Here is a 20,204-nt window from a genome sequence, read left to right on the forward strand (position 1 = left end):
TTGGCACGATTAAAATTTATGCTATCTTCTGAGCTTTAAAATTTAACATTTTTTCAATATAAAATTTAATAGGTATATAAATGAGGATTTGGGGATTAAAGCTTGGGATGATACTGGCTACCATGTTTGGGGTGTCTAATACCGCGTGGGCTGGTGCTGAGAAACTTGATTTAACTACATCAAATGTAGGGATGCTATGTATAGGCATCTTCATTGCTGCGTACACGTTAGTCATGCTTGAAGAAAAATTACACTTACGTAAGTCGAAGCCCGTATTAGTTGCTGCTGGCCTCATCTGGATTTTAATAGGTGGATTTTATGTTAACCATGGCTCCCCCCATATAACTGAAGAAGCTTTTCGCCATAATTTATTAGAATTTGCAGAGTTGATGCTCTTTTTACTCGTTGCGATGACTTATATCAATGCACTGGAAGAGCGTAAGGTTTTTGATTCTCTCAGAGCGTGGATGATTAGAAAAGGCTTTAGCTATAAAAACTTGTTTTGGATTTCAGGGTTTTTAGCATTTTTCATTTCTCCTATCGCAGACAACTTAACAACGGCGCTATTGATGTGTGCCGTGATCATGAAGGTGGCGGAAGGGGACAAGCGGTTTATTAATTTAAGCTGTATAAATATAGTGATAGCGGCAAACGCTGGTGGTGCATTCAGCCCGTTTGGAGATATTACAACATTGATGGTTTGGCAAGCGGGTTTAGTTCATTTCAATGAGTTTTTAGTATTGTTTTTCCCATCTCTTGTTAACTATTTGGTACCCGCCGCAATTATGAGTTTTTATGTTGAAGATAAGCAGCCTAGTGCCGTTTACGAAGAAGTCGAGTTAAAACGAGGGGCATTGCGGATCTTAACGTTGTTTTTACTAACAGTTGCAACCGCAGTTGCATGTCATACCTTTATACATTTACCGCCTGTATTAGGCATGATGATGGGGCTAGGGTACTTACAATTTTTTGGCTATTTTTTAAGGGTGACTTTGCCAGGTTCTTTAGCTCGTAAAAGAGCGCTTGCAGAGCAAAGCGGAGACAAAGAACGATTAGCAAAATTAGGCAGTGTAGTACCGTTTGATGTGTTCAGCAAAGTATCTAGAGCTGAATGGGACACGTTGTTATTCTTTTATGGCATTGTGATGTGTGTTGGAGGCTTAGGGTTCTTAGGTTATTTAAGCCTTATGTCAGAATTACTTTATGGAGGGTGGTCTGCGACATCAGCGAATGTATTTCTGGGGGTTATATCATCTGTTATTGATAATATTCCTGTTATGTTTGCTGTATTGTCGATGCAGCCTGAGATGTCGCATGGGCAATGGCTGCTCATTACATTAACCGCAGGTGTTGGCGGAAGTTTACTGTCAATAGGATCAGCAGCAGGAGTGGCATTAATGGGACAGGCTCGAGGCTACTATACCTTTTTTGGGCATTTAAAATGGGCTCCAGTTATTTCACTTGGTTATATCGCAAGTATTGCAATGCATTTGTGGCTTAATGCAGATCTTTTCTAATACGCAATTGAATATGGGCTTTGAGGGCCCATCTTTGACTTTTTTATACACGCCAATACTTGATAGCAATAATACGCAGAACTGCATCGACTCTATGTGATTGTTGTATCACACATAAAGAACAACGTTCGTTTTTCCATCGCTTCTTTTAAAAATAATTATGATTTGAAATAAAAAAGTCATTTTTACGGTTAATACTCAAGACACTTATAAAATAAATAGGTTGTTTCAAATGATCTATTTGCCTTTGCATAAGCGTATTTTTGTCGCTAGTTAAGAATAGTGAGTAGGAGAGTATGGAGATTGCCAATTCAAAGATGCAGATATATCAGGATTATGAGTGCGCTATAAATCATGCGCCAACCGTTCAATTAACAAGTGAGATAGAGGTAACGCCCCAGCACTTCTTAAAGTATAATCATACACTAGATAGTGTGCAGACATTATTGTCTGAGATAACTTTTGATCCAAGTTATCGTTTAGTCGCGAGTGAAAATAATGGGCATCTACAAATACAAGTAGCAATGCTCAGCAGCGATAATTATCAAAAAAAGAGTAAAAAGTTATTATTTGGGCGCAGTTGGCCAGTAGAAGTGAACCTTCCGACATCTGAGCTATTACAAACCGCATTCTTGGCTTTATATGTTGCGAGAGAGCATGAGATCAGAGAGCGTTTAACTTTACAGTGTGACGGCGCAACGACTACGCCTTTGAATAATCACCAAGATATGCCTTTAATTACGCAAGCTGCTTACTTGCTGCGCGACACCGTATCTTCTTTAACCGAAACTAAAGTCAAAGAAATTTTAAAAACACTTCACTTTTTGGGGCAGTCTTTCACCCTTGAAAGTTATATGGTAGTGGATGCTGCAAAAGTATTGATAGTGCTATCTTTGTCTGGGAGTGATGATGAATTACCTGAATTTAATGCATGTCAACTATATTTGGTCACATCAAAGCAAGATGCAAATCAGTTTTACTATGACGTAATGGATGGTTTATTAAAAATTTCCAAGAAATATATAACGGAGCACTTTAAATTTAAAGGCGTAGCACGATTCAGTCATTGTCACGATGTGCTTAAACTTGCTAAATTAAATAGGCATGTCAGAGATCCAAAGTTACTGGCTTTGTGTGAACAAACGAGTATTCATGCAGCTCAGCTGAATTATGAAGTTGATTCGACGAGAATGCCGAATGGGTGTGAGCAGCAGATGGAGAATTTCCTAAGGGATAATGGAAATATCGAAATTGCCAATCGACATTTATATACATTTTAAAGAATGAAAAAATGGCCCTCGCAATAGTTGCGAGGGAAACCACGACGTTATCAAAGATTGCTTTAAGATTGAACCATCTTTAATAACGCTTCTTTTTGAGCTGTTGGTAAATTGTCAACTACAATGTCATATGACGTATCAATCATACGACATATTTCAGCTTCAGGAACAGAACCATCGAGTATAATGGTATTCCAAAGCCGCTTATTCATATGATAACCCGGCACAATTGACGGATATTGATCTCGAAGTAATAGTGCTTCGTCGGGATCACATTTTAAGTTCAACCACCAAACAGGCTCCCCGCTTTCATTTACCTGCCCTTCTTTCCCTTCCGAGAGTGTTGCAAACATCTTATGTTGTACTTTGTAGACATCGACATCTTGCGCAAACGGCTGGGTAATAAATGTTGCAGGCTTGTCCTGCAAGTATTTATGTACGCTCTTTTGATCCATAGCTCGTGTCCTTGAAGTAACTAATTATTTAAAACTACATGGTTTAATTTTAGCAGCTATTGTGAGAATACTGTAATTCAGTATCAGTAAAAACTATCAGATAGTTTAGACCAAAATATACTAAAGCAAATAAATGTCTTCTATCTAGCTCATTGAATTTAAATTATTTCAATGAAAGACTAGGCCTTTGTCAGCTAGGTTTGATAACGAATATCATTTATGTACTATTCTTATTACTAAATTTAATCTCGATGCGCCAAAGCTTTTATTACAGGCCATTTAGCACTTTTTAGCCGCTAAAACGGAGAAATACCTCTTCTCTAACCACAACATTATTATCAACTAGAATTGAAAATCCTTACAAAACAGCAATTACTTTAACATTTTCAATGTGTTAAGGTTGAAATTGCATCAGGTATGTAATCGTTCCCAATTAATTGAGTGGCTATTAAATTAAATAATGCCATATTTTGCAACAATTAAAGTTTTTTTGTACAAAAAAAATACCTAAGGTACACTTCGCAATTCTTTCACTCTGGACGTCAGTATGCTGCTTTTTATCATCTCTCTCATTGGGGCGGGTGCCTTGTTTATTGAAACGACTCGTATGGGAATGCCTATAAGGCGGTGGGTGGTTATCGGGGCAATAATAGGCCCATTGGCATGGTGTTTACTACGAGTGCACTACAGAAGAGCTTTTATGCGTTCACAAGGTAGTGCTATTTGTCAGTGGCTGCCGTGAGCGCTAATTAACAACTTTTAAATTAGGCTGTTCTTTTCTTTGCCGTTGTTTTTGCCCTCGTAAGAATTCGCTGAACTCTTCTGGAGATAAAGGTTTGGAATAGTAATACCCTTGTATGGTTTGGCAGTTCAGTTCTTCTAACAGCACCAGCTGCTCTGCTTGCTCGACGCCTTCTGCGACGACATGAAGGTCTAAGTTATGTGCAATGGTGACTATTGAATCTACCATATTACGGCCTCTATCAGTGTTCATATCATCGACAAACGCTTTGTCTACTTTTAGGGTATTGAGCGGAAATTGCTTTAAATATGCCAAAGAGGAATAGCCAGTACCAAAATCATCAATGGCGAGGTGAATACCTCTGGCACTCAATGAGCGCATAATCGAAATAGCTTCTTGAGGGTCATCCATAACGGTGCCTTCCGTTATCTCAAGTTCAAGGAAATAGGAAGGAAGTTGATTTTTTTGCAAGATGACATCAATACGAGTTGTTAAGTCAGGTAAACTGAATTGTTTTGCGGATAAATTTACAGCAACGCGACCATTGAATAAATCTTGGTCAATCCAGTTTTTGACATCCTTACATGCTTTATCCAAAACCACTTCACCAATTTCTATTATTTGCCCTGTTTCTTCAGCTATGGGTATAAAAACGCCAGGGCTGATAATGCCTTTCTTTGGTGTGATAAAACGCACCAGAGCTTCCATTCCAACTAATTCACCTGTTTTTATATCCATTTTTGGTTGGTAGTAAACCACAAAATGATCTTCTTTCAAGCCATAACGCATTAGGTTTTCAATTTGCAATCGTTTGACTGCTTGCTCATTCATTGAGTCATTGAAAAACAAGTAGTGGTTACCTTTTTGTTTTGCATGATACATCGCTGTGTCTGCATTTTTCAGTAATATCTCTGGTGTTGCCCCATCTTCTGGGAATAGAACGATACCCACGGAGGAAGTGATCACGAGCTCGTGATTGGCCATTTTAAAGGGCGTAGCAATGGCCGCTAAAAATTGCTTTGCTGTGCGAGTGATTGTATGAATATCATTGGTGCCAGACATTACTAAAGCGAACTCATCCCCACCAAGTCGATAAAATATATCTTGTTGACGTGAGAGTTTGTTTAAACGCATCGCTAATTTGGCTAAGAGGCTATCTCCTAGTTGATGTCCTAGGGAATCATTGATTTTTTTAAAGTTATCTAAGTCAAATACCAACAATGCATGATGTGTACCTTGCTGGGCTAGTTTTTTTAGATTAGTAAAGAATAGATTCCGGTTAGGGAGTCCTGTCGTTCGGTCTCGGTTGGACAAATTATGTAGTTGAGATTCGGCTTTTTTTCGTTCTGTTAGATCAGAAAAGACCACAACATAATTGGTTATTTGGCTATGGCTATTTTTTATTTCATCAATTGTGATTTCAATTGGTAATAAAATGTCTTTATGATTGCGCAGTTTAATTTCTTCTTGCCAGTGCTCAGTATCTTTTAAGCACGTTTTGATTTCACTGATATATCTATTGTCATACCCTGATAATGAGAATGCTCGCCCAAGATATTGAGCCCGGACACCGCCAAAGAGTTTTAAATAGCTGGGGTTAAGGTCGACCAAGTTGAAATTTCGGTCATAGATAGCAATTGCATCAGTGAGAGACTCAACGCATTTTGCAAAAAGGTTCAGGCGTTCTTCGGTACTTTTTAAGTGGCTAATATCACGGACTGTACCTGTCATTCTGAGGGGGTTTAGATTACCATCCTTTTCTATTATTTTCCCTCTATCAAGTACCCAATGATAATGGTCTAGGCTGTCTTTTATTCGGTAGCTGGCCTCAAAAAAAGCGGTCTTCTCGGCGAAATGCTGTTTTAATAGTCGGTCGACCACAATAATATCTTGGGGATGAATACGATTAGCATTGGGTATAAATTCTCCAGCTTCGCTTTTGTGCATCATGTATTTGTCATTAATGCGTATTATTTCACCTGTTGCTATATTCCAATCCCAAAGAGTATCTCCACTGCCTTCGACAGTACTTTTTAAGCGGTGCTCTGACAGTGACAGAGTGGTATGTGCACGCTGTAATTTTTTATTGTACAAATACTGTAAAATGATAACCAAAAGGAAGACAGCAGAAATTCCTACCAGAAGAGGGCTTAAGGCATAGGCTTGTTCATCGAAGTTTAATGCAAAAACCGAGCTACTATACACGGTACTTAACAGCATCATGACTACGGATATTTTTGTTATTGGCTTTATCATAGATGCATAATCAGTCATTACCCTCCTAATCTAATAGAAGCGTGCTGTAGAGTCAAAAATATCGTATCACCTGTCGCGAGTTATTTCATTAAGTTCAATTACACATTAAGCGTATTTTTGGATGTTCAGCAGAGAAAATGCGCAGTACAAAATCTGTAAACGCTTGTTTGGTTAAATTATCAAGCTCAGTTATTAGCTTTTTCTGCATACTAAAGCTGTGATCGTCATTGGTTATCGCAACCCAAAACCGCTGTGCTCTTAATCTTAAGTTTTTATCTTTTTCTGCAACTTGTAGTCGTAATGCCGCTTTTGCATTTAGCCATTGTTCATGACTCATGTCTGCAATATTTGTTGTAAACGCTTGAATAAATTCATCATGGTGTTGAATTAGAGCATTAGAAGCGTTGTTAGGTGATTGGATGTAAAATGCAACCCCTGCACGGGTGTTAAATGGTGCATAACCCGACCCTACGAGATAACCCAATTGTAACTCAGTTCGTAATTTGTCAAAGTATTCTTGGTTTATGACCTGATTCATAAGCATTAATGTGACTTTCTCACTTATTTCATTACTTAGAGCTTGAATATATTCAACTATGGCGTGATCGGAATCAGGTTTATTTATTTTTAGTGTTTGTGGTTTTTCAAGTACGTTTAATGGTCTTTTCAAGTCCTCAAGAATTTCACTATTTGAGAATAGCCCTCGAACTTTTTTTTGTAGGGATAAAGCATGCTCTTTTTGCCAGTTGCCATGTAAAAAAGCTTTGATGTAGATAGATTCGAAAAATTGTTGACGAAAGCGCCTGAACTCGTTAAAGCATGTGCCTTTTAACGCTTTGGCTAACGCGATTGGGTCAGGGTTCCATGGCATAAGTCGAGCACCTAATAAACCAAATAACTCACTTACAGGTTTGTTGTGATTATGGTTTTTCCAATGACGGATCAATTGTTTTTTATATTCAGCAAAGCGAGTGGCGCTAATCGGTTGCTCTAAAATGGCGGTTAACAACTCCAATGCCAATGTACTTTGGTTGCCAGATAATCCAGCTGTGTGTAGAGTCAAACCTCCTTGGTGAGAGCTGATATGGTAATTTAAGCCAGCTAATTCAGCAGGGTAGAATTGCTCAGCCATACTATCCATGAGTAAATCAGCAAATAACCTAGTAAGCGCCATACTCTTTACATTCGCAACTGCAATGGGGGAATCAATTTCAATATAAAAGTGACCTTTTGTAACACGAAAGGTGACATCTTGCTTGAACCAGAATGAGAAGCCTGGTTTGTCTTTTAGTAGCTCAGGTATATTGTTAGCAGGTTGAATATCATAGAGCGTATTCTCAACCTGTAAATATGGATTTACTTTTGGCAACATCATCTCAGGAAGTGCAATGTCAATGTCAGTTAATGCATTTAGCCATTCAGAAGACAGCATTTCGACACTATAAGGAGTGTTATACCATTTGGCGGTGTTTTTTGCCGTGATATTTGGATGGATCAAAACCATGCGCATATTGTGAGGGACAAGGAAATGACAAAGTTGTTCAAAAATATGATGATTAAAGTCTGTCATAATGTAGTCACCATATAGGTAGTCTTGTGGCTCATAGTGATGCATGTTGACACTGATACTACTCACCCAGTCCAGTAGTCGACTGGGCTCTTGATTGTCAAAAGCAATATCAAGTAGTGTCTTTTTATCATGATATAAAACGGGCAAGTCGTTTAATTGTGATTTAATCAAGGCAATATATTCAAAGGTCATTTCTACGATGTCTTCATAGTAGCCAATGCCTTCATCGGTTAATGCAAAGCTTATATTAAAGTCTTTAAAGTTACTGCCACTGACTCCACCACCAGCTGAAAGTGCGTTGATCCACCCCTGTGCTTTTAAAATTGAATATAAAGAACCTTCTCCTTCATATCCAATAAGGTGTGCCAAAAAGCTCATACTTTTGTGTTTATAGAGACCTTCAATGCAAGGCATTGCAAAGCTAATAATGAGCTTTTGCATGTGCTTTTTTGGGGTTATTTGTAACAGTAAGCCTAGATCTTGTGTTCGGTATAGTGGTGTAGATATGGTCGGCTTTTTGATACCGTTCCCTACGATAGGACTAAATAAATTAGTAGCCCACTGTTCGAGCTCTTTTAAAGGTTGGGGGCCGACTATGACGAGTGTCATCCACTGAGCTTGATAGTTAAGTTCAAAAAAATTGCGAACTTCTTCTGCAATACATACTGCTCTGTTCGCCAATGTATCTTCGTTGCCGACGGAAAACTTTGTAAATGGGTGCTTTGGATTCGATGTTTCTTTATGTACTTGATAAATTCTTCGACCGTCATCTTTGATTTTCATTTTGAACTCGGCGTCTATGGCATTACGTTCATTTTCTGTTTGAGAAGCGTCTAGTAAAGGAGAGATAAAGAATCCACTGAATAATTTGAGCGCTTGGTATAAATGCTGTTGATGACAATCGAAAAAATAACTACTGTGCTCAGTGCCGGTCCAAGCATTACTTTGTCCGCCTGCTTGGCTAATAAATTGTGAAAAGTGGCCTGGCTCAGGGTATTCAACGGTTCCAAGAAATAGCATGTGTTCAAGGAAGTGTGCCATGCCTTGGCGGTCGCTTGGATCATCAAAGTGACCTGTATTTACTGTGAGTGCAGCAGCAGCCTTATCACTTGTTGCGTCGTTCGCAAGGAGTACTTTTAGACCATTGTTTAATGTCAGGCTTTCATAGGTACGATTATCATTGCTGCTTATTTTCAAGTTGGCGCCGCCGATATATAGAGTTAATACTGTTCAAACATAAGTGTTTGAACGCGAATTCATTTCATGTTTATCTAATGTTTGTTTTAATATAGCGAACAAATGAGGTATTTAGCTACTGCGACGGTAGACAAATTTTTATTGACGATACTCAGGAGTGTTATGAAAACAATATTGATAATGCGTCACGGGGAAGCTGTACCAATGCAAGCCATGGATGAACAGCGAGCATTAACTCAAAGAGGGGTAGCACAAGCTCATGAGATGGGCTGGTGGTTAAAAGCTCATTATTCACCTGATGCTCTATTAGTAAGCCCTTATATACGAGCCCAGCAAACTGCTGAGTGTGTCTTAACATTAAACCAGGTTGGCTTTAATGAAACCTGTAAAGATGTGATACCAAGTGGAGATGCGGCGTTTGCAATCGATTATTTAGAAACATTGATAAGTTTACACCCGCAGTACAATACCTGGTTAATCGTGGCGCACATGCCAATTGTGAGCTACCTTGTGGATCAGCTTTGCCCTGGAAAAATGCCAATTTTTAACACGGCGGCTGTTGCTGTAATAGATTATGATGAGCATGCACATAAAGGGTGCTTACTTAAAATTCAATCACCATTAAAATAATATGCATAAGCGGACAGGTGTCCGCATTGTTATTTATATCTAAATGCTAAACTGCTCATATTCCCTGATCGTTTATTATCAAAAAAAGGGAATGCCTCCTCGTGAGTAAAATTTCCTTCGAATTCAACATAGCCAAAATTGTTCCTAATACCTAGAAAATATGATTTTCCAACCATATTAGCGCGCTTATCGGTAAGGACATATGTCCTGTTTTTTTGGGTTTTTGTTGCTAAATGTTGTAAACGTCTGAATTCGTGTGGCGATAATTGCAAAAAAAGTTCAATATTATTAATGTAATTTACAGCAAACATATAAATTGCTGCTATAATTGTGCTCGTCGCATTCAGCCTCATAAAACCGCTTTGCACTCTCGGACTTGAGGTCCGCGTTTATCGTTAAAACGCGAAAAATTGAATGCACCACGCCACCGTGATACGGCGCCCATACATACCGTTGAACAATAAGAGTGCATATTTAAAGGTTAAAACCCAACATGAAAGCAATGAAAAGATCTACGTTAGCTACTGTGATTAATGCAACGTTGTTCTCTGCTGTAGCAGGTACTTCATTTTCTACTATCGCAGCGGAAGAAGCTTCACAAGCGAAAGGTAATCAATTAGAAGTCATACAAATCACTGCGCGTAAGCGTGTTGAAAATGCACAAGAAGTGCCTGTATCTGTATCAGCTTTACAAGGTGATAATTTAGATGCATACAGCTCTGCGGGTATGGATATTCGTTTTATGAATGCAAAGATCCCGAGTTTATCGGTTGAATCTTCATTTGGTCGTACATTCCCACGCTTTTATGTTCGTGGCTTAGGAAATACTGACTTCGATCTGAATGCATCACAGCCAGTGTCTTTGGTTGTGGATGAAGTTGTGCAAGAAAACCCTATTTTAAAAGGTTTCCCTGTTTTTGATATCGAACGTGTAGAGGTATTGAGGGGCCCGCAAGGTACTTTATTTGGTCGTAATACACCAGCCGGCCTTGTTAAGTTTGATTCAGTGAAGCCAAGTCAAGAATTTGATGCCTATGGTGCTTTGTCTTATGGCAGTAAAGGCTCTACCGATTTTGAAGGCGCATTTGGTACGGGCTTAACAGACCGTATTTCAACTCGCGTATCGGTTTTGTGGCAGGATAAAGAAGATTATATCGATGTTAAAGCGCCTGGTTTTGAAAAAGAAAACTCCTTAGGTGGCTACAGTGAGAAAGCGGCTCGCGTGCAATTCTTGTATGAAGGTGACGATTTTACTGGTTTGCTTAACTATCACGTACGTGACTTAGATGGTCGCCCGATAGCGTTTCGTGCCAACTTAATTGAAAAAGGCTCGAATAACATTAATCCACTTTACGATAATGATGTGGTTTATCATGATGCAGCTTCTCGTTCTACACAAGAAGTAGATACGCAAGGGCTAAGCTTAAAACTTGAGTGGGATTTAAAAGAGCACACCATAACCTCAATTACAGCATGGGAAAGTGCCGAGATTTATTCTCGTGCGGATGTTGATGGTGGTTACGGTAATGCATTTGCACCAGTGATGGGACCAGGTGTCATACCATTCTCTTCAGAAACAGCAGATGTTATTCCTGATCATGACCAACTTACTCAAGAGTTACGTTTGTCAAGTAATTTCTCAGGAGATGTAAATTATCAAGTTGGCGTGTTCTTATTTGATGAAGAGCTGACCATTGAAAGTTATAGCTTTGATACAGGGGCATATGATGCCGCGAACCGCAATTATGGATTACAAAATGGTTATGCAGTGCAAAACCAAGATACGTCTGCGTGGGCCGTGTTTGGTTCTGTAGATTACACGTTTACAGATAAGTTAAAGGTCACAGCAGGCCTTCGTTATTCTGACGATGAAAAAGAATTTTATGCTAAGCGTACTAAAACACCGGTACCATTCACAGGTGCATCAGATTTTAAAGAAGGCAGTGCTAACCCAAGTGATAGCCATGTAAGCTGGGACTTAAGTGCGGCATATAAGTACAGTGATGACATTAACTTGTTTGCACGTATTGCCAACGGTTTCCGTGCGCCAAGTGTTCAGGGCCGTATTTTATTTGGTGACGAAGTGACTGTGGCTGAATCTGAGACGATTAACTCGATTGAGGCTGGTATCAAGTCAGATGTATTAGATGGTCAAGGGCGTGTGAACGCAACAGTATTCTACTTCCAGATGGATGATCAGCAACTTACTGCTGTTGGTGGTGGCGCTAACTTTAACCGTTTGATCAATGCTGATAAAACCACAGGTTATGGCTTTGAGCTTGACACCGAGTGGGTGTTAACAGATGAGTTAAATGCAACATTTAATTTAAGCTACAACAACACGGAGTTGAGCGATAAGAACTTAGCTGTTCAAGTGTGTGCACAATGTACCGTAACTAACCCAGTAAATGATTCAGGATTAGCTGTGTTGGATGGTAACAGTTTACCGCATGCACCTGAGTGGATCAGTAATGCCACACTACGTTATTCAAAAGAGTTAGAAGGCGGTGAGTTCTTCGTATACGGTGATGTTTCGTATCGTAGTGAAATTAACTTTTTCTTATATGAATCGGTAGAGTTTAAAGGCGATGCTTTGTTTGAAACCGGTGTTCGTGCAGGATATGCATGGGCCGAAGGTGATAATGAGTATGAAGCGTCGGTATTCGTTCGTAACTTATTCGATGAGCAAACAGTGATTGGTGGTGTTGATTTTAATAACAATACCGGCATGTTGAATGAAGAGCGTTTTGTGGGTGCTGAGTTTAAAGTGCGCTTTTTTTAAGTTCACTGATGTAATTTAGTACTAATATGATTAGTAAAAAAAGCCCGCGCTTCAGCGGGTTTTTTATTATCCGTAATGAAAAAGTGATACAGAGCTGATAAAGTCACGGATATCGCAATATAGAGAGAAAGAGTATGGCTGGTTTTTGGAATTATCGGGTTATTTTTTGTGATTCAACAAAAGATGAACCTGCGTTATATCAAATTCACGAAGTTGAATATAACGTAAATGGTAAAGTAAGTAATTGGTCAGAAACGGGAGCTGCACCGTTTGGACGCTCATTGGTTGAATTACAAGACGATGCAGAGCGTTTAAAATCCGCATTTGATAAGCCTGTACTTAAAGTTGCGCGTAAAGAGCGAGGCTATGAGCTGGTGGAAGTTGAAACGGGAAATCCGGCAAGTGCAGAACCGCCAGCAGGGTTGGCTCAATAGTGTAAAGTGACGATTATCAAGTGGAGTAAGGAGCATATATGGATATTAAAGTAATATTATTTGATTTTGATGGCACTTTGGTTGATTCGGAGGCGTTGCATTATCATAGCTGGATGAAGGTTCTTGCACCATTTGATATAAATTACAGCGAGTTAGAATTTTGTCGTGAATTTTCAGGAGTCCCTACATTAAATAGTGCGGAAGTTTTGAAGAAAAGGCACAGCTTAGCGCCAAGTAGTACATTTCTTGCTGCGCAAAAAAACCGTCTATTTGTTGAGACGGCTGATGAAATAAAGCCAACACTAATGGCCTATGCTGAACAGGTACTAAAATTGGCCAGTGACAAGTTTCAACTGGCTTTGGTGACGGGCAGCACTCGCTCAGAAGCTTTACCCGTACTTGAACATTATGATTTACTAAAGTATTTTAACGCCATTGTTTGCAAAGATGATATTAGTTACCCAAAACCACACCCAGAGCCATATCTGCATGCATTAACCTTAACTGAGCAATTGGCGAAACAGGCAATCGCAATAGAGGATACAAGTACAGGGCTTTCTTCAGCTTATGCAGCGCAGTTACGTACCATAGTCGTACCAAATAAACATTCTCAAGCGCAGAAATTCGATAAAGCAACCTATGTAGAAAAGGATTTATTCAAAGCCTGGCAGCGTATTGAGCTTTTAACTGCTATATAAAATACACTACACTTCAATTTTATTCTCATAAAGTGCAAGGAGCCTAACATGAGTATTAAAAGGATCTTATGGGTTGTTTTATTTCTATCCTTTTCGAGTTTTTCAGCCAGTGAATTACCCACCTCAGTACAGTTGGCAAAGCGTTACCAAGCTGAACTACCGGTTAGCTTTTACCATATAAGTGAAAAGTATGATGGTGTAAGAGCGATTTGGGATGGGAAACAGCTCAAAACACGTGGTGGTAATATTATTTATGCACCACGATGGTTTACTAATCAACTTCCTGAGCGTTGGCTGGATGGTGAGCTTTGGGCTGGTTACAATAATTTTGCTTATGTAAGCTCACTGGTACGCCGTAGAGTTCCTAATAACGAAAATTGGCGCCAAATTACATACATGGTTTTTGATGCACCAAATATAGAACAGCCATTTAGTCAGCGGTATCAAACGTATAGTGATCTAATAGATAAGATTAAACAGCATCATGTAAAAGCAGTGATACAGCATCGATTTGAAATCCACAGTGAATTAGAGCGTTTTTTTAATAAAGTGATTCGTAATGGAGGGGAGGGGGTGATGCTGCATTTGAGCAGTGCTAAGCATAGCCAAGGCCGTAGTGGTAATTTACTAAAGTATAAACCTTATCAAGATGCCGAAGCCAAAGTAATCGCGCATTTGCCAGGTAAGGGCCGCTATAAAGGGAAAACAGGCGCACTGTTGGTCCAAACTGATTCAGGTATTGAGTTTAAAATAGGCTCAGGGTTGAGCGATAATGAAAGAGCACACCCTCCAAAAATAGGCACTATTGTGACCTTTCGTCATCAAGGTTTTACTAAGTATGGTAAACCGCGATTTGCTGTTTTTATAAGGCCAAAAACGACATTTTAATCAGCATATAAGTGTGTTACTCTGCGCGACCTTTTTGTGTTGTGAGATTGTTATGATAGTTGGTTTTGATTACGGTAGTTCAAATTGTGCGATGGGTATAATGGCCAATCATGATGTTAAATTGGTGAACTTAGAATCAAATCGGACGTACTTGCCATCGACTTTATATGCACAACACAATGCATTGGTTATTGATTACGTTGCAAAGCAATTGCAACAACGCAGTGTTAGTGAGGCTGAGCAGTATTGTTTAGAGCGCGCAAATACTTTACGTTCGGTGCCTGCTATTCGACGTGATCTAGGTTTAACCCAAGCAGAATCGGGTTTGGCCATTGGTTCTGCAGCGATTACTGAGTATATTGATTTTCCTGAAGAGGGTTATTTTGTTAAGTCACCGAAATCATTCTTTGGTGCGGTTGGGTTAAAAGCACAGCAAATTGCATTTTTCGAAGATATTGCTACCGCGATGATAATGCAAATTAAACACCGTGCGGAGCAACAGTTAGGCTATGCTCTGACGCATACAGTGATAGGTCGGCCTGTTAATTTTCAAGCTATCGGTGGAGAGCAAAGCAACCAACAAGCGACGGCTATTTTGACGACCGCAGCAAAGCGCGCCGGTTTTTGTGAGGTTGACTTCTTGTTTGAACCTTTGGCCGCTGGCATCGATTATGAAACCTCTCTTACTGAAGATAAAAAAGTATTGGTCGTGGATATTGGCGGCGGGACGAGTGATTGTTCATTTGTCCAAATGGGACCAAGCTACCGAGGGAAAAGTATTCGTGATCAGGACTTTTTGTCACACAGTGGAAAACGTATTGGCGGCAATGATTTAGATATAGCACTGTCTTATCATACATTAATGCCATTGTGTGGGCTTGGAAGTACGCTTAGATCAGGCTTACCTATGCCTAACCAACCTTTTTGGCAAGCATGTAAAATTAATGATTTACACTTGCAAACTGACTTCTATAGCAACGTTAATGCGCGCTCTTTAGAAGCGATGCTTCGAGATGTATCGGAGCCGGACAAGTTGGCTCGATTAATGTCTGTACAACAGCAAAAGCTGGGACATCAAATTGTTAGGCAAGGAGAGCTGGGGAAAATAGCGTTGTCTGAAACGGATCACTTTGAGGCAAACTTAAGTTTTATAGAGCGTGCACTTAGTCAAAAGATATCGGTTAATGAGTTAGCGGAATCGATTGATGATAGTTTATTGCAGATTTGTACGCTTGCAAAACAAGCAATTCGTGATGCAAATACTCAACCTGATGTAATCTACTTAACTGGCGGCAGTGCACAGTCACCTCTTTTGAAAGCGAAGCTTCAACAAGCATTGGGCAATATTCCTATGCTTAATGGTGATAACTTTGGCAGCGTTACAGCGGGCTTAACTAAGTGGGCGGAGCAAATATATCGCTAATCAAGTTTTTGCTCTTGTTATCGTTTGTATTGCTCGTGCAATATAAGCGATAGCACCTTGCAGGCTTTTATGAAGCAATTAAAATACGCCTTTGTTTTATTCTTTTTATTTATGCAATGCGAAATCGTCACGATTACAGCAATAAATTAATGGCTAACGCGATAAAAATGCCCCCTGATACTCTATCAATCCATAGTGGTGCATTAGGGTGGCGACGAAAGTAGCTCGCAATCTTGTCACCACCATAAATGTAAGCACAGTCAATAGGAAATGCCAAGATGGGGTAGAGCAACCCAAAGATAGCCAATTGTAGTGTTGTGGATGATAATGTAGGGTCAACAAACTGCGGGATGAAGGCAATAAAAAATAGTGCAACTTTGGGGTTGAGCACCTCAGTCATCATTGCTTGCAAGAATACATTCTTTGGCTTTTTAGTACTGACATGGGGTTTCTCGCTGGTGTTATCTGTCTTGAGAAATGAATCTTTAATTGTCATAAAACCTAAATAGCATAGATAGGCTGCACCTAAATATTGCACTGTGGCGTACGCGAAAGGCGATGCTTTTAATACTGCTGAGAGTCCTATCACTGCAAATAATGTGTGTATTACTCCACCCATGGCAAAGCCCAAAGCACTTTGCATTCCTGCAGCCCGCCCATTTGTAAATGTTTGCGCCATGAGAAAAGCATTTGATGGGCCGGGGGCGATTGCGATAACGGAACTTGCAACGATAAATGAAATAAGGAAGTCAGGATTTAACATAAGCGTATCTTATTATTGTTATTACGTCATAGTATAAATATCTAGAGGCGAAAATGCAGCTGCTAGTTAGATAAAGATAAAAGCGGGCATGGTGCCCGCTCATAATTAGGTTGGGTTGGGACTGATCTGAGTGAGTGCAAGTGAAGTTGCGTTGAAACGCCCACATATACATATCTGTCTGACGCAATTAAACAATACAACTATGACAATAATATGAATTATGTACTATTGTGGTGTACTTTTTCTTTTAGTTTGCTCGTTAGGGTGAGTAAAAAAGGTGCAGCTATTAACAAGTGCAATGCTAACTGGACTGGAGCATCAAGTAGCAATTGCTGTGAACTAAACGCTAATACGCCCGCCCCACTCATTTGCATAACACCTATCAATGCGGAGGCGGTGCCCGCTTGTTTGGGAAAACCCGAGAGCGCTTTACCTGCTGCCGCGCCAAGGGTAAATGCAAAGCCAATGGAGGCAATATACATTGGGATCATGATTGCACCAGGGTGACGGATGTGTTGCAAGCCTAACATCAGTAACGCGCCTATAATAAATAAACTCAACCCGATGAACAGGGCACCTCGACTGTTTCGTTTTATAAAGTGGGGGGCAATAAAGCTGACGACAATACTAATGATGGCATTAATCGTAAACCAGAATGTAAAAGTACTGACCGTGCCATTTAACTCGTTCATTATCCAGCCAGGGGTGGTGGTGACAAACACTAACATTGCCGCCATTCCAATCATTGTTAGTGCTGAGTTAAACATGAATTCAGTACTTTTTAGCATGGGAAAAAAGCGTCTAAAATCAAGGAGGTGACCTTCGTAAATGGTACTTTTTGGTTTGGTTTCTTTAAAGAGTATTAATGTTAACAATAAGCCTAAAACAGCAAAACCGCTCAAGAAGATAAAATTACTGCGCCAACCAAATTCCACAGTAAGCCAAGCGCCAAGTAAAGGAGCAAAAGCAGGGATGAAGCAGACAATTCCGTTGAGGTATGTGAGCATCTGTCCAGCACCTTTGTGGCCAAAACTGTCTCTGACTATTGCGAATGCAGCAACGAATGTGGCGCATGCTCCTAGTCCTTGCAGTGCTCTAGCAACCATGATGCCTACCCAGTTGGGAGAGAAAACAGCCAAAATTGCGCCTAGCGTAAAAAGCAGTATGCCTGCAATGGCAATTGGCTTTCGGCCAAATTTATCGGCAAGTGGTCCAGCAATAAGTTGACCGAGCCCAACAGTTAGCATGTATATACTAACCGTTTGTTGTATCTGGCTTTCAGCCACATCAAGGCCTTGTTGCATCGCGACAAATGCGGGCAAATAAATATCTATTCCCAACGGACAAAAAATAACAAGTAGAGCAAGGATGAATATTAGAGATTTACTGGTGGACTGTTTCATTACTACATCTTTTGGTTGAGATCCCTGATGGGCGCTATTGTAATCATCATGAAAAAAAAGAACAGGACATAACACCGATCTGAAAAAATATTTTATTCGATTATATTGATAGTGAATGTTTTATCATCTGGTCTGATGTGTTAGGTTTGATGAATTAATACAACGGGGATCATAAAATGACAACTCCACTTCTCAAAATATATAAAAAAATGAAATGGCTACCTTTTGGTAATTGGTTGTTTAGCAAAGCAGTGTGTAGAAAAGCGCCTTATTTTGGATCAATAAAGCCGACTATAACGCAGTTAGAGCCAGGGGTATGTATGGCTACCATCCCTAAACGCAAAGCGGTGTTTAATCATATTGGCACCATTCATGCAATTGCACAGTGTAACCTTGCCGAATTGTGTGCAGGGGTGATGGTGGATGCAACAGTACCGCACAAGACCCATCGTTGGATCCCTAAAGGAATGACGGTGCAGTATCTAAAAAAAGCTGAAACAGACATTAGTGCGGAGGCTAAAATAACACTACCGAGACAGTGGCTGGATAAAGAGGATTTAATTGTACCTGTAGAGGTTTTTGATGCGCATGGAACAAAGGTATTCCATGCGGATATAAATATGTATGTTACCAAGCGCTAGCTATTGTGCATTTGAGTGCTCTGAAATAGAGGTGATGTTGGTCACCTCTGTTTTATGTGCAAGCTTACCTTCAATTAATGCACCAGCCTCTATACTAAGCGTATCGTGAAGCACATCACCATGCACTCTAGCTGACTCTTCTAGCATGACTTGGTCTGCATTTATGCAGCCATCCACAGTTCCCTTTATAAGTACTTGATGTGCTTTTATATTACCTTCAATAACCCCATGCTGGCCAACAATGAGTATATTAACCATAAGATCACCGGTTACCTTACCATCAATTTGGAGTTCCCCCTCGCAGGTAATATTGCCTTCTACATGGGTGTTTGGAGATATTAGAGCTGGAATACCTGAGGCTGTCTCAAGTTGTTTTTTCTTAATTTTACTGAACACGATTAATTACCTTGGCAAGCTTAACAGGGTTGATCTGCTTATTATTTTGCAGTACTTCATAGTGTAGATGAGTACTTGTACTGCGTCCAGTGCTGCCCATAAGTGCAATTGTGTCAGCTTTGTTGACCGGTTGTCCCTTTTTCACTTTGATAGTATGTAAATGACCGAAGCGTGTCGTGATGCCATTTGGGTGCTGTATCTCAATAAATTTACCATAGCCACCATTATTACCCGCTCTCAAAACGACGCCAGCAGCGGGGGCGATAATGGCTGTTTTATGCCAGCCAGCTAAATCAACGCCTTTATGAAATGCTCGCCTGCCAGTCATTGGGTCTTTACGAAAGCCAAATGGGCTTGATATGTAGTAGTCATCTTTAGCGACTGGCATTTCAGACGGTAACTGCGTGATGAGTTGCTGTAACTCGCTGAGCAAAACGAGTTTATCGATTGTATCAATATAATGACTTGGGAGTTGTTCAAGTGGTAATTTATGATAAGGACCACCTTGGGCGGCATTATCACTATCATGATAAGCGATACCAGCTTCATCTAATAAGTTATTAATTGTATGTGTTCTTGTGTCGATTGTTTGGTTTAAGGAAGTGATGAAGTGCTCTTGTAACCAGTGTACTTGCGTGCTATTTTTTTGAAACTGAGCTTGTGGTGAGGCTTCCGGCTGCGTGGGCTCTTCACTTAGTTTAGGTGGTAACGCTTCCATTAAACTCTGTAGCGCGAGTTGTTTTTCAGTTAACTCATTCAATTTACTTTGCTGTAAATTAAGCTGACTTTCTAATTGCAGCCTCTCTTGTTGCCATTGTTGTTGCTTGGTTTCATTGGATAAATTGAGTGTAGCAATGGTCGTTTTTTGTTCAAAAAAAGCACTGCTTACTATTGCTATCCATACCGTCATCGCAGTAAGTATGATGACTATCGTGAATTGTAACCAGCTAGACAGCGTAACCATTCCCACTTCTCCGTTTTGGCGAAGCAGTAATTGGCGCTTTTGAAATAACAGGTCAAATAGGCGATTGATATAATTTAGCATACACATATAAATTTATAATTAACGCTTCACTTTAACAATTTCTATACAAAAATCCAGTTTAAACATTCAAAAAAAGGCGTGCTT

16 protein-coding genes are annotated in these 20,204 nt (G+C 39.9%); 9 read left to right on the forward strand and 7 right to left on the reverse strand.

Annotated elements, in window-relative coordinates:
• Positions 1-107 precede the first annotated feature (107 nt).
• Together nhaD and J8L98_RS04400 are read left to right on the forward strand one after the other, a co-directional pair.
• Complete coding sequence (nhaD, locus tag J8L98_RS04395) at positions 108-1,517, forward strand: sodium:proton antiporter NhaD (protein WP_210995585.1); 1,410 nt, start codon at positions 108-110, stop codon at positions 1,515-1,517.
• 296 nt (positions 1,518-1,813) lie between these two features.
• On the forward strand, positions 1,814-2,797 hold the full coding sequence (locus tag J8L98_RS04400; protein ID WP_210995466.1) for a hypothetical protein: 984 nt from the start codon (positions 1,814-1,816) through the stop codon (positions 2,795-2,797).
• 62 nt (positions 2,798-2,859) lie between these two features.
• Here J8L98_RS04400 and J8L98_RS04405 read toward each other — a convergent pair whose 3' ends face one another.
• The 3 genes from J8L98_RS04405 to J8L98_RS04415 form a co-directional block, all read right to left on the reverse strand.
• Positions 2,860-3,252 (reverse strand): MmcQ/YjbR family DNA-binding protein, encoded by a 393-nt coding sequence (locus J8L98_RS04405; RefSeq protein WP_210995467.1) that lies wholly within the window; start codon positions 3,250-3,252, stop codon positions 2,860-2,862.
• Between the two features lie 745 nt (positions 3,253-3,997).
• Positions 3,998-6,250, reverse strand: a complete 2,253-nt coding sequence (locus J8L98_RS04410) for a bifunctional diguanylate cyclase/phosphodiesterase (RefSeq protein ID WP_210995586.1) — start codon at positions 6,248-6,250, stop codon at positions 3,998-4,000.
• A gap of 94 nt (positions 6,251-6,344) precedes the next feature.
• Positions 6,345-9,017 (reverse strand): insulinase family protein, encoded by a 2,673-nt coding sequence (locus tag J8L98_RS04415; RefSeq protein ID WP_210995468.1) that lies wholly within the window; start codon positions 9,015-9,017, stop codon positions 6,345-6,347.
• A gap of 162 nt (positions 9,018-9,179) precedes the next feature.
• On the opposite strand from J8L98_RS04415, the gene sixA reads away from it, so the two are divergent.
• From sixA to yegD, 6 genes are all read left to right on the forward strand, one after another.
• Positions 9,180-9,647: a phosphohistidine phosphatase SixA gene (sixA, locus tag J8L98_RS04420; protein ID WP_210995469.1), complete on the forward strand. Its 468-nt coding sequence runs from the start codon at positions 9,180-9,182 to the stop codon at positions 9,645-9,647.
• A gap of 493 nt (positions 9,648-10,140) precedes the next feature.
• On the forward strand, positions 10,141-12,429 hold the full coding sequence (locus tag J8L98_RS04425) for a TonB-dependent receptor (RefSeq protein WP_210995470.1): 2,289 nt from the start codon (positions 10,141-10,143) through the stop codon (positions 12,427-12,429).
• 134 nt (positions 12,430-12,563) lie between these two features.
• On the forward strand, positions 12,564-12,863 hold the full coding sequence (locus J8L98_RS04430; RefSeq protein WP_192508330.1) for a hypothetical protein: 300 nt from the start codon (positions 12,564-12,566) through the stop codon (positions 12,861-12,863).
• Between the two features lie 38 nt (positions 12,864-12,901).
• The gene (locus J8L98_RS04435) at positions 12,902-13,561 is read left to right on the forward strand and encodes an HAD family phosphatase (protein ID WP_210995471.1); all 660 of its coding nucleotides are present in this window, start codon (positions 12,902-12,904) and stop codon (positions 13,559-13,561) included.
• A 48-nt stretch (positions 13,562-13,609) separates the two neighbouring features.
• Positions 13,610-14,449 carry a DNA ligase gene (locus J8L98_RS04440; RefSeq protein ID WP_210995472.1) on the forward strand — a complete coding sequence of 280 codons (840 nt, stop codon included), beginning with the start codon at positions 13,610-13,612 and terminating at the stop codon, positions 14,447-14,449.
• 52 nt (positions 14,450-14,501) lie between these two features.
• A complete protein-coding gene (gene yegD, locus J8L98_RS04445) occupies positions 14,502-15,872 on the forward strand; it encodes a molecular chaperone (RefSeq protein ID WP_210995473.1) in 1,371 nt (456 codons plus the stop codon).
• Positions 15,873-16,005: 133 nt separating this feature from the next.
• Here yegD and J8L98_RS04450 read toward each other — a convergent pair whose 3' ends face one another.
• Both J8L98_RS04450 and J8L98_RS04455 read right to left on the reverse strand, forming a co-directional pair.
• Positions 16,006-16,635: a LysE family translocator gene (locus tag J8L98_RS04450; RefSeq protein WP_192508326.1), complete on the reverse strand. Its 630-nt coding sequence runs from the start codon at positions 16,633-16,635 to the stop codon at positions 16,006-16,008.
• Between the two features lie 218 nt (positions 16,636-16,853).
• On the reverse strand, positions 16,854-18,038 hold the full coding sequence (locus J8L98_RS04455) for a multidrug effflux MFS transporter (protein WP_210995474.1): 1,185 nt from the start codon (positions 18,036-18,038) through the stop codon (positions 16,854-16,856).
• 176 nt (positions 18,039-18,214) lie between these two features.
• Here J8L98_RS04455 and J8L98_RS04460 point away from each other — a divergent pair, with 176 nt between their 5' ends.
• The gene (locus J8L98_RS04460) at positions 18,215-18,679 is read left to right on the forward strand and encodes a hotdog fold domain-containing protein (RefSeq protein ID WP_210995475.1); all 465 of its coding nucleotides are present in this window, start codon (positions 18,215-18,217) and stop codon (positions 18,677-18,679) included.
• On the opposite strand, the gene J8L98_RS04465 is transcribed toward J8L98_RS04460, so the two are convergent.
• Both J8L98_RS04465 and J8L98_RS04470 read right to left on the reverse strand, forming a co-directional pair.
• Positions 18,680-19,075 carry a polymer-forming cytoskeletal protein gene (locus J8L98_RS04465; protein WP_210995476.1) on the reverse strand — a complete coding sequence of 132 codons (396 nt, stop codon included), beginning with the start codon at positions 19,073-19,075 and terminating at the stop codon, positions 18,680-18,682.
• Positions 19,065-20,039 carry a M23 family metallopeptidase gene (locus J8L98_RS04470; RefSeq protein ID WP_210995477.1) on the reverse strand — a complete coding sequence of 325 codons (975 nt, stop codon included), beginning with the start codon at positions 20,037-20,039 and terminating at the stop codon, positions 19,065-19,067. The genes J8L98_RS04465 and J8L98_RS04470 overlap by 11 nt, the downstream gene beginning before the upstream one ends.
• Positions 20,040-20,204: the final 165 nt, after the last annotated feature.

The organism is Pseudoalteromonas sp. MMG013 (assembly GCF_018100885.1).
Taxonomy (GTDB): domain Bacteria; phylum Pseudomonadota; class Gammaproteobacteria; order Enterobacterales; family Alteromonadaceae; genus Pseudoalteromonas; species Pseudoalteromonas aurantia.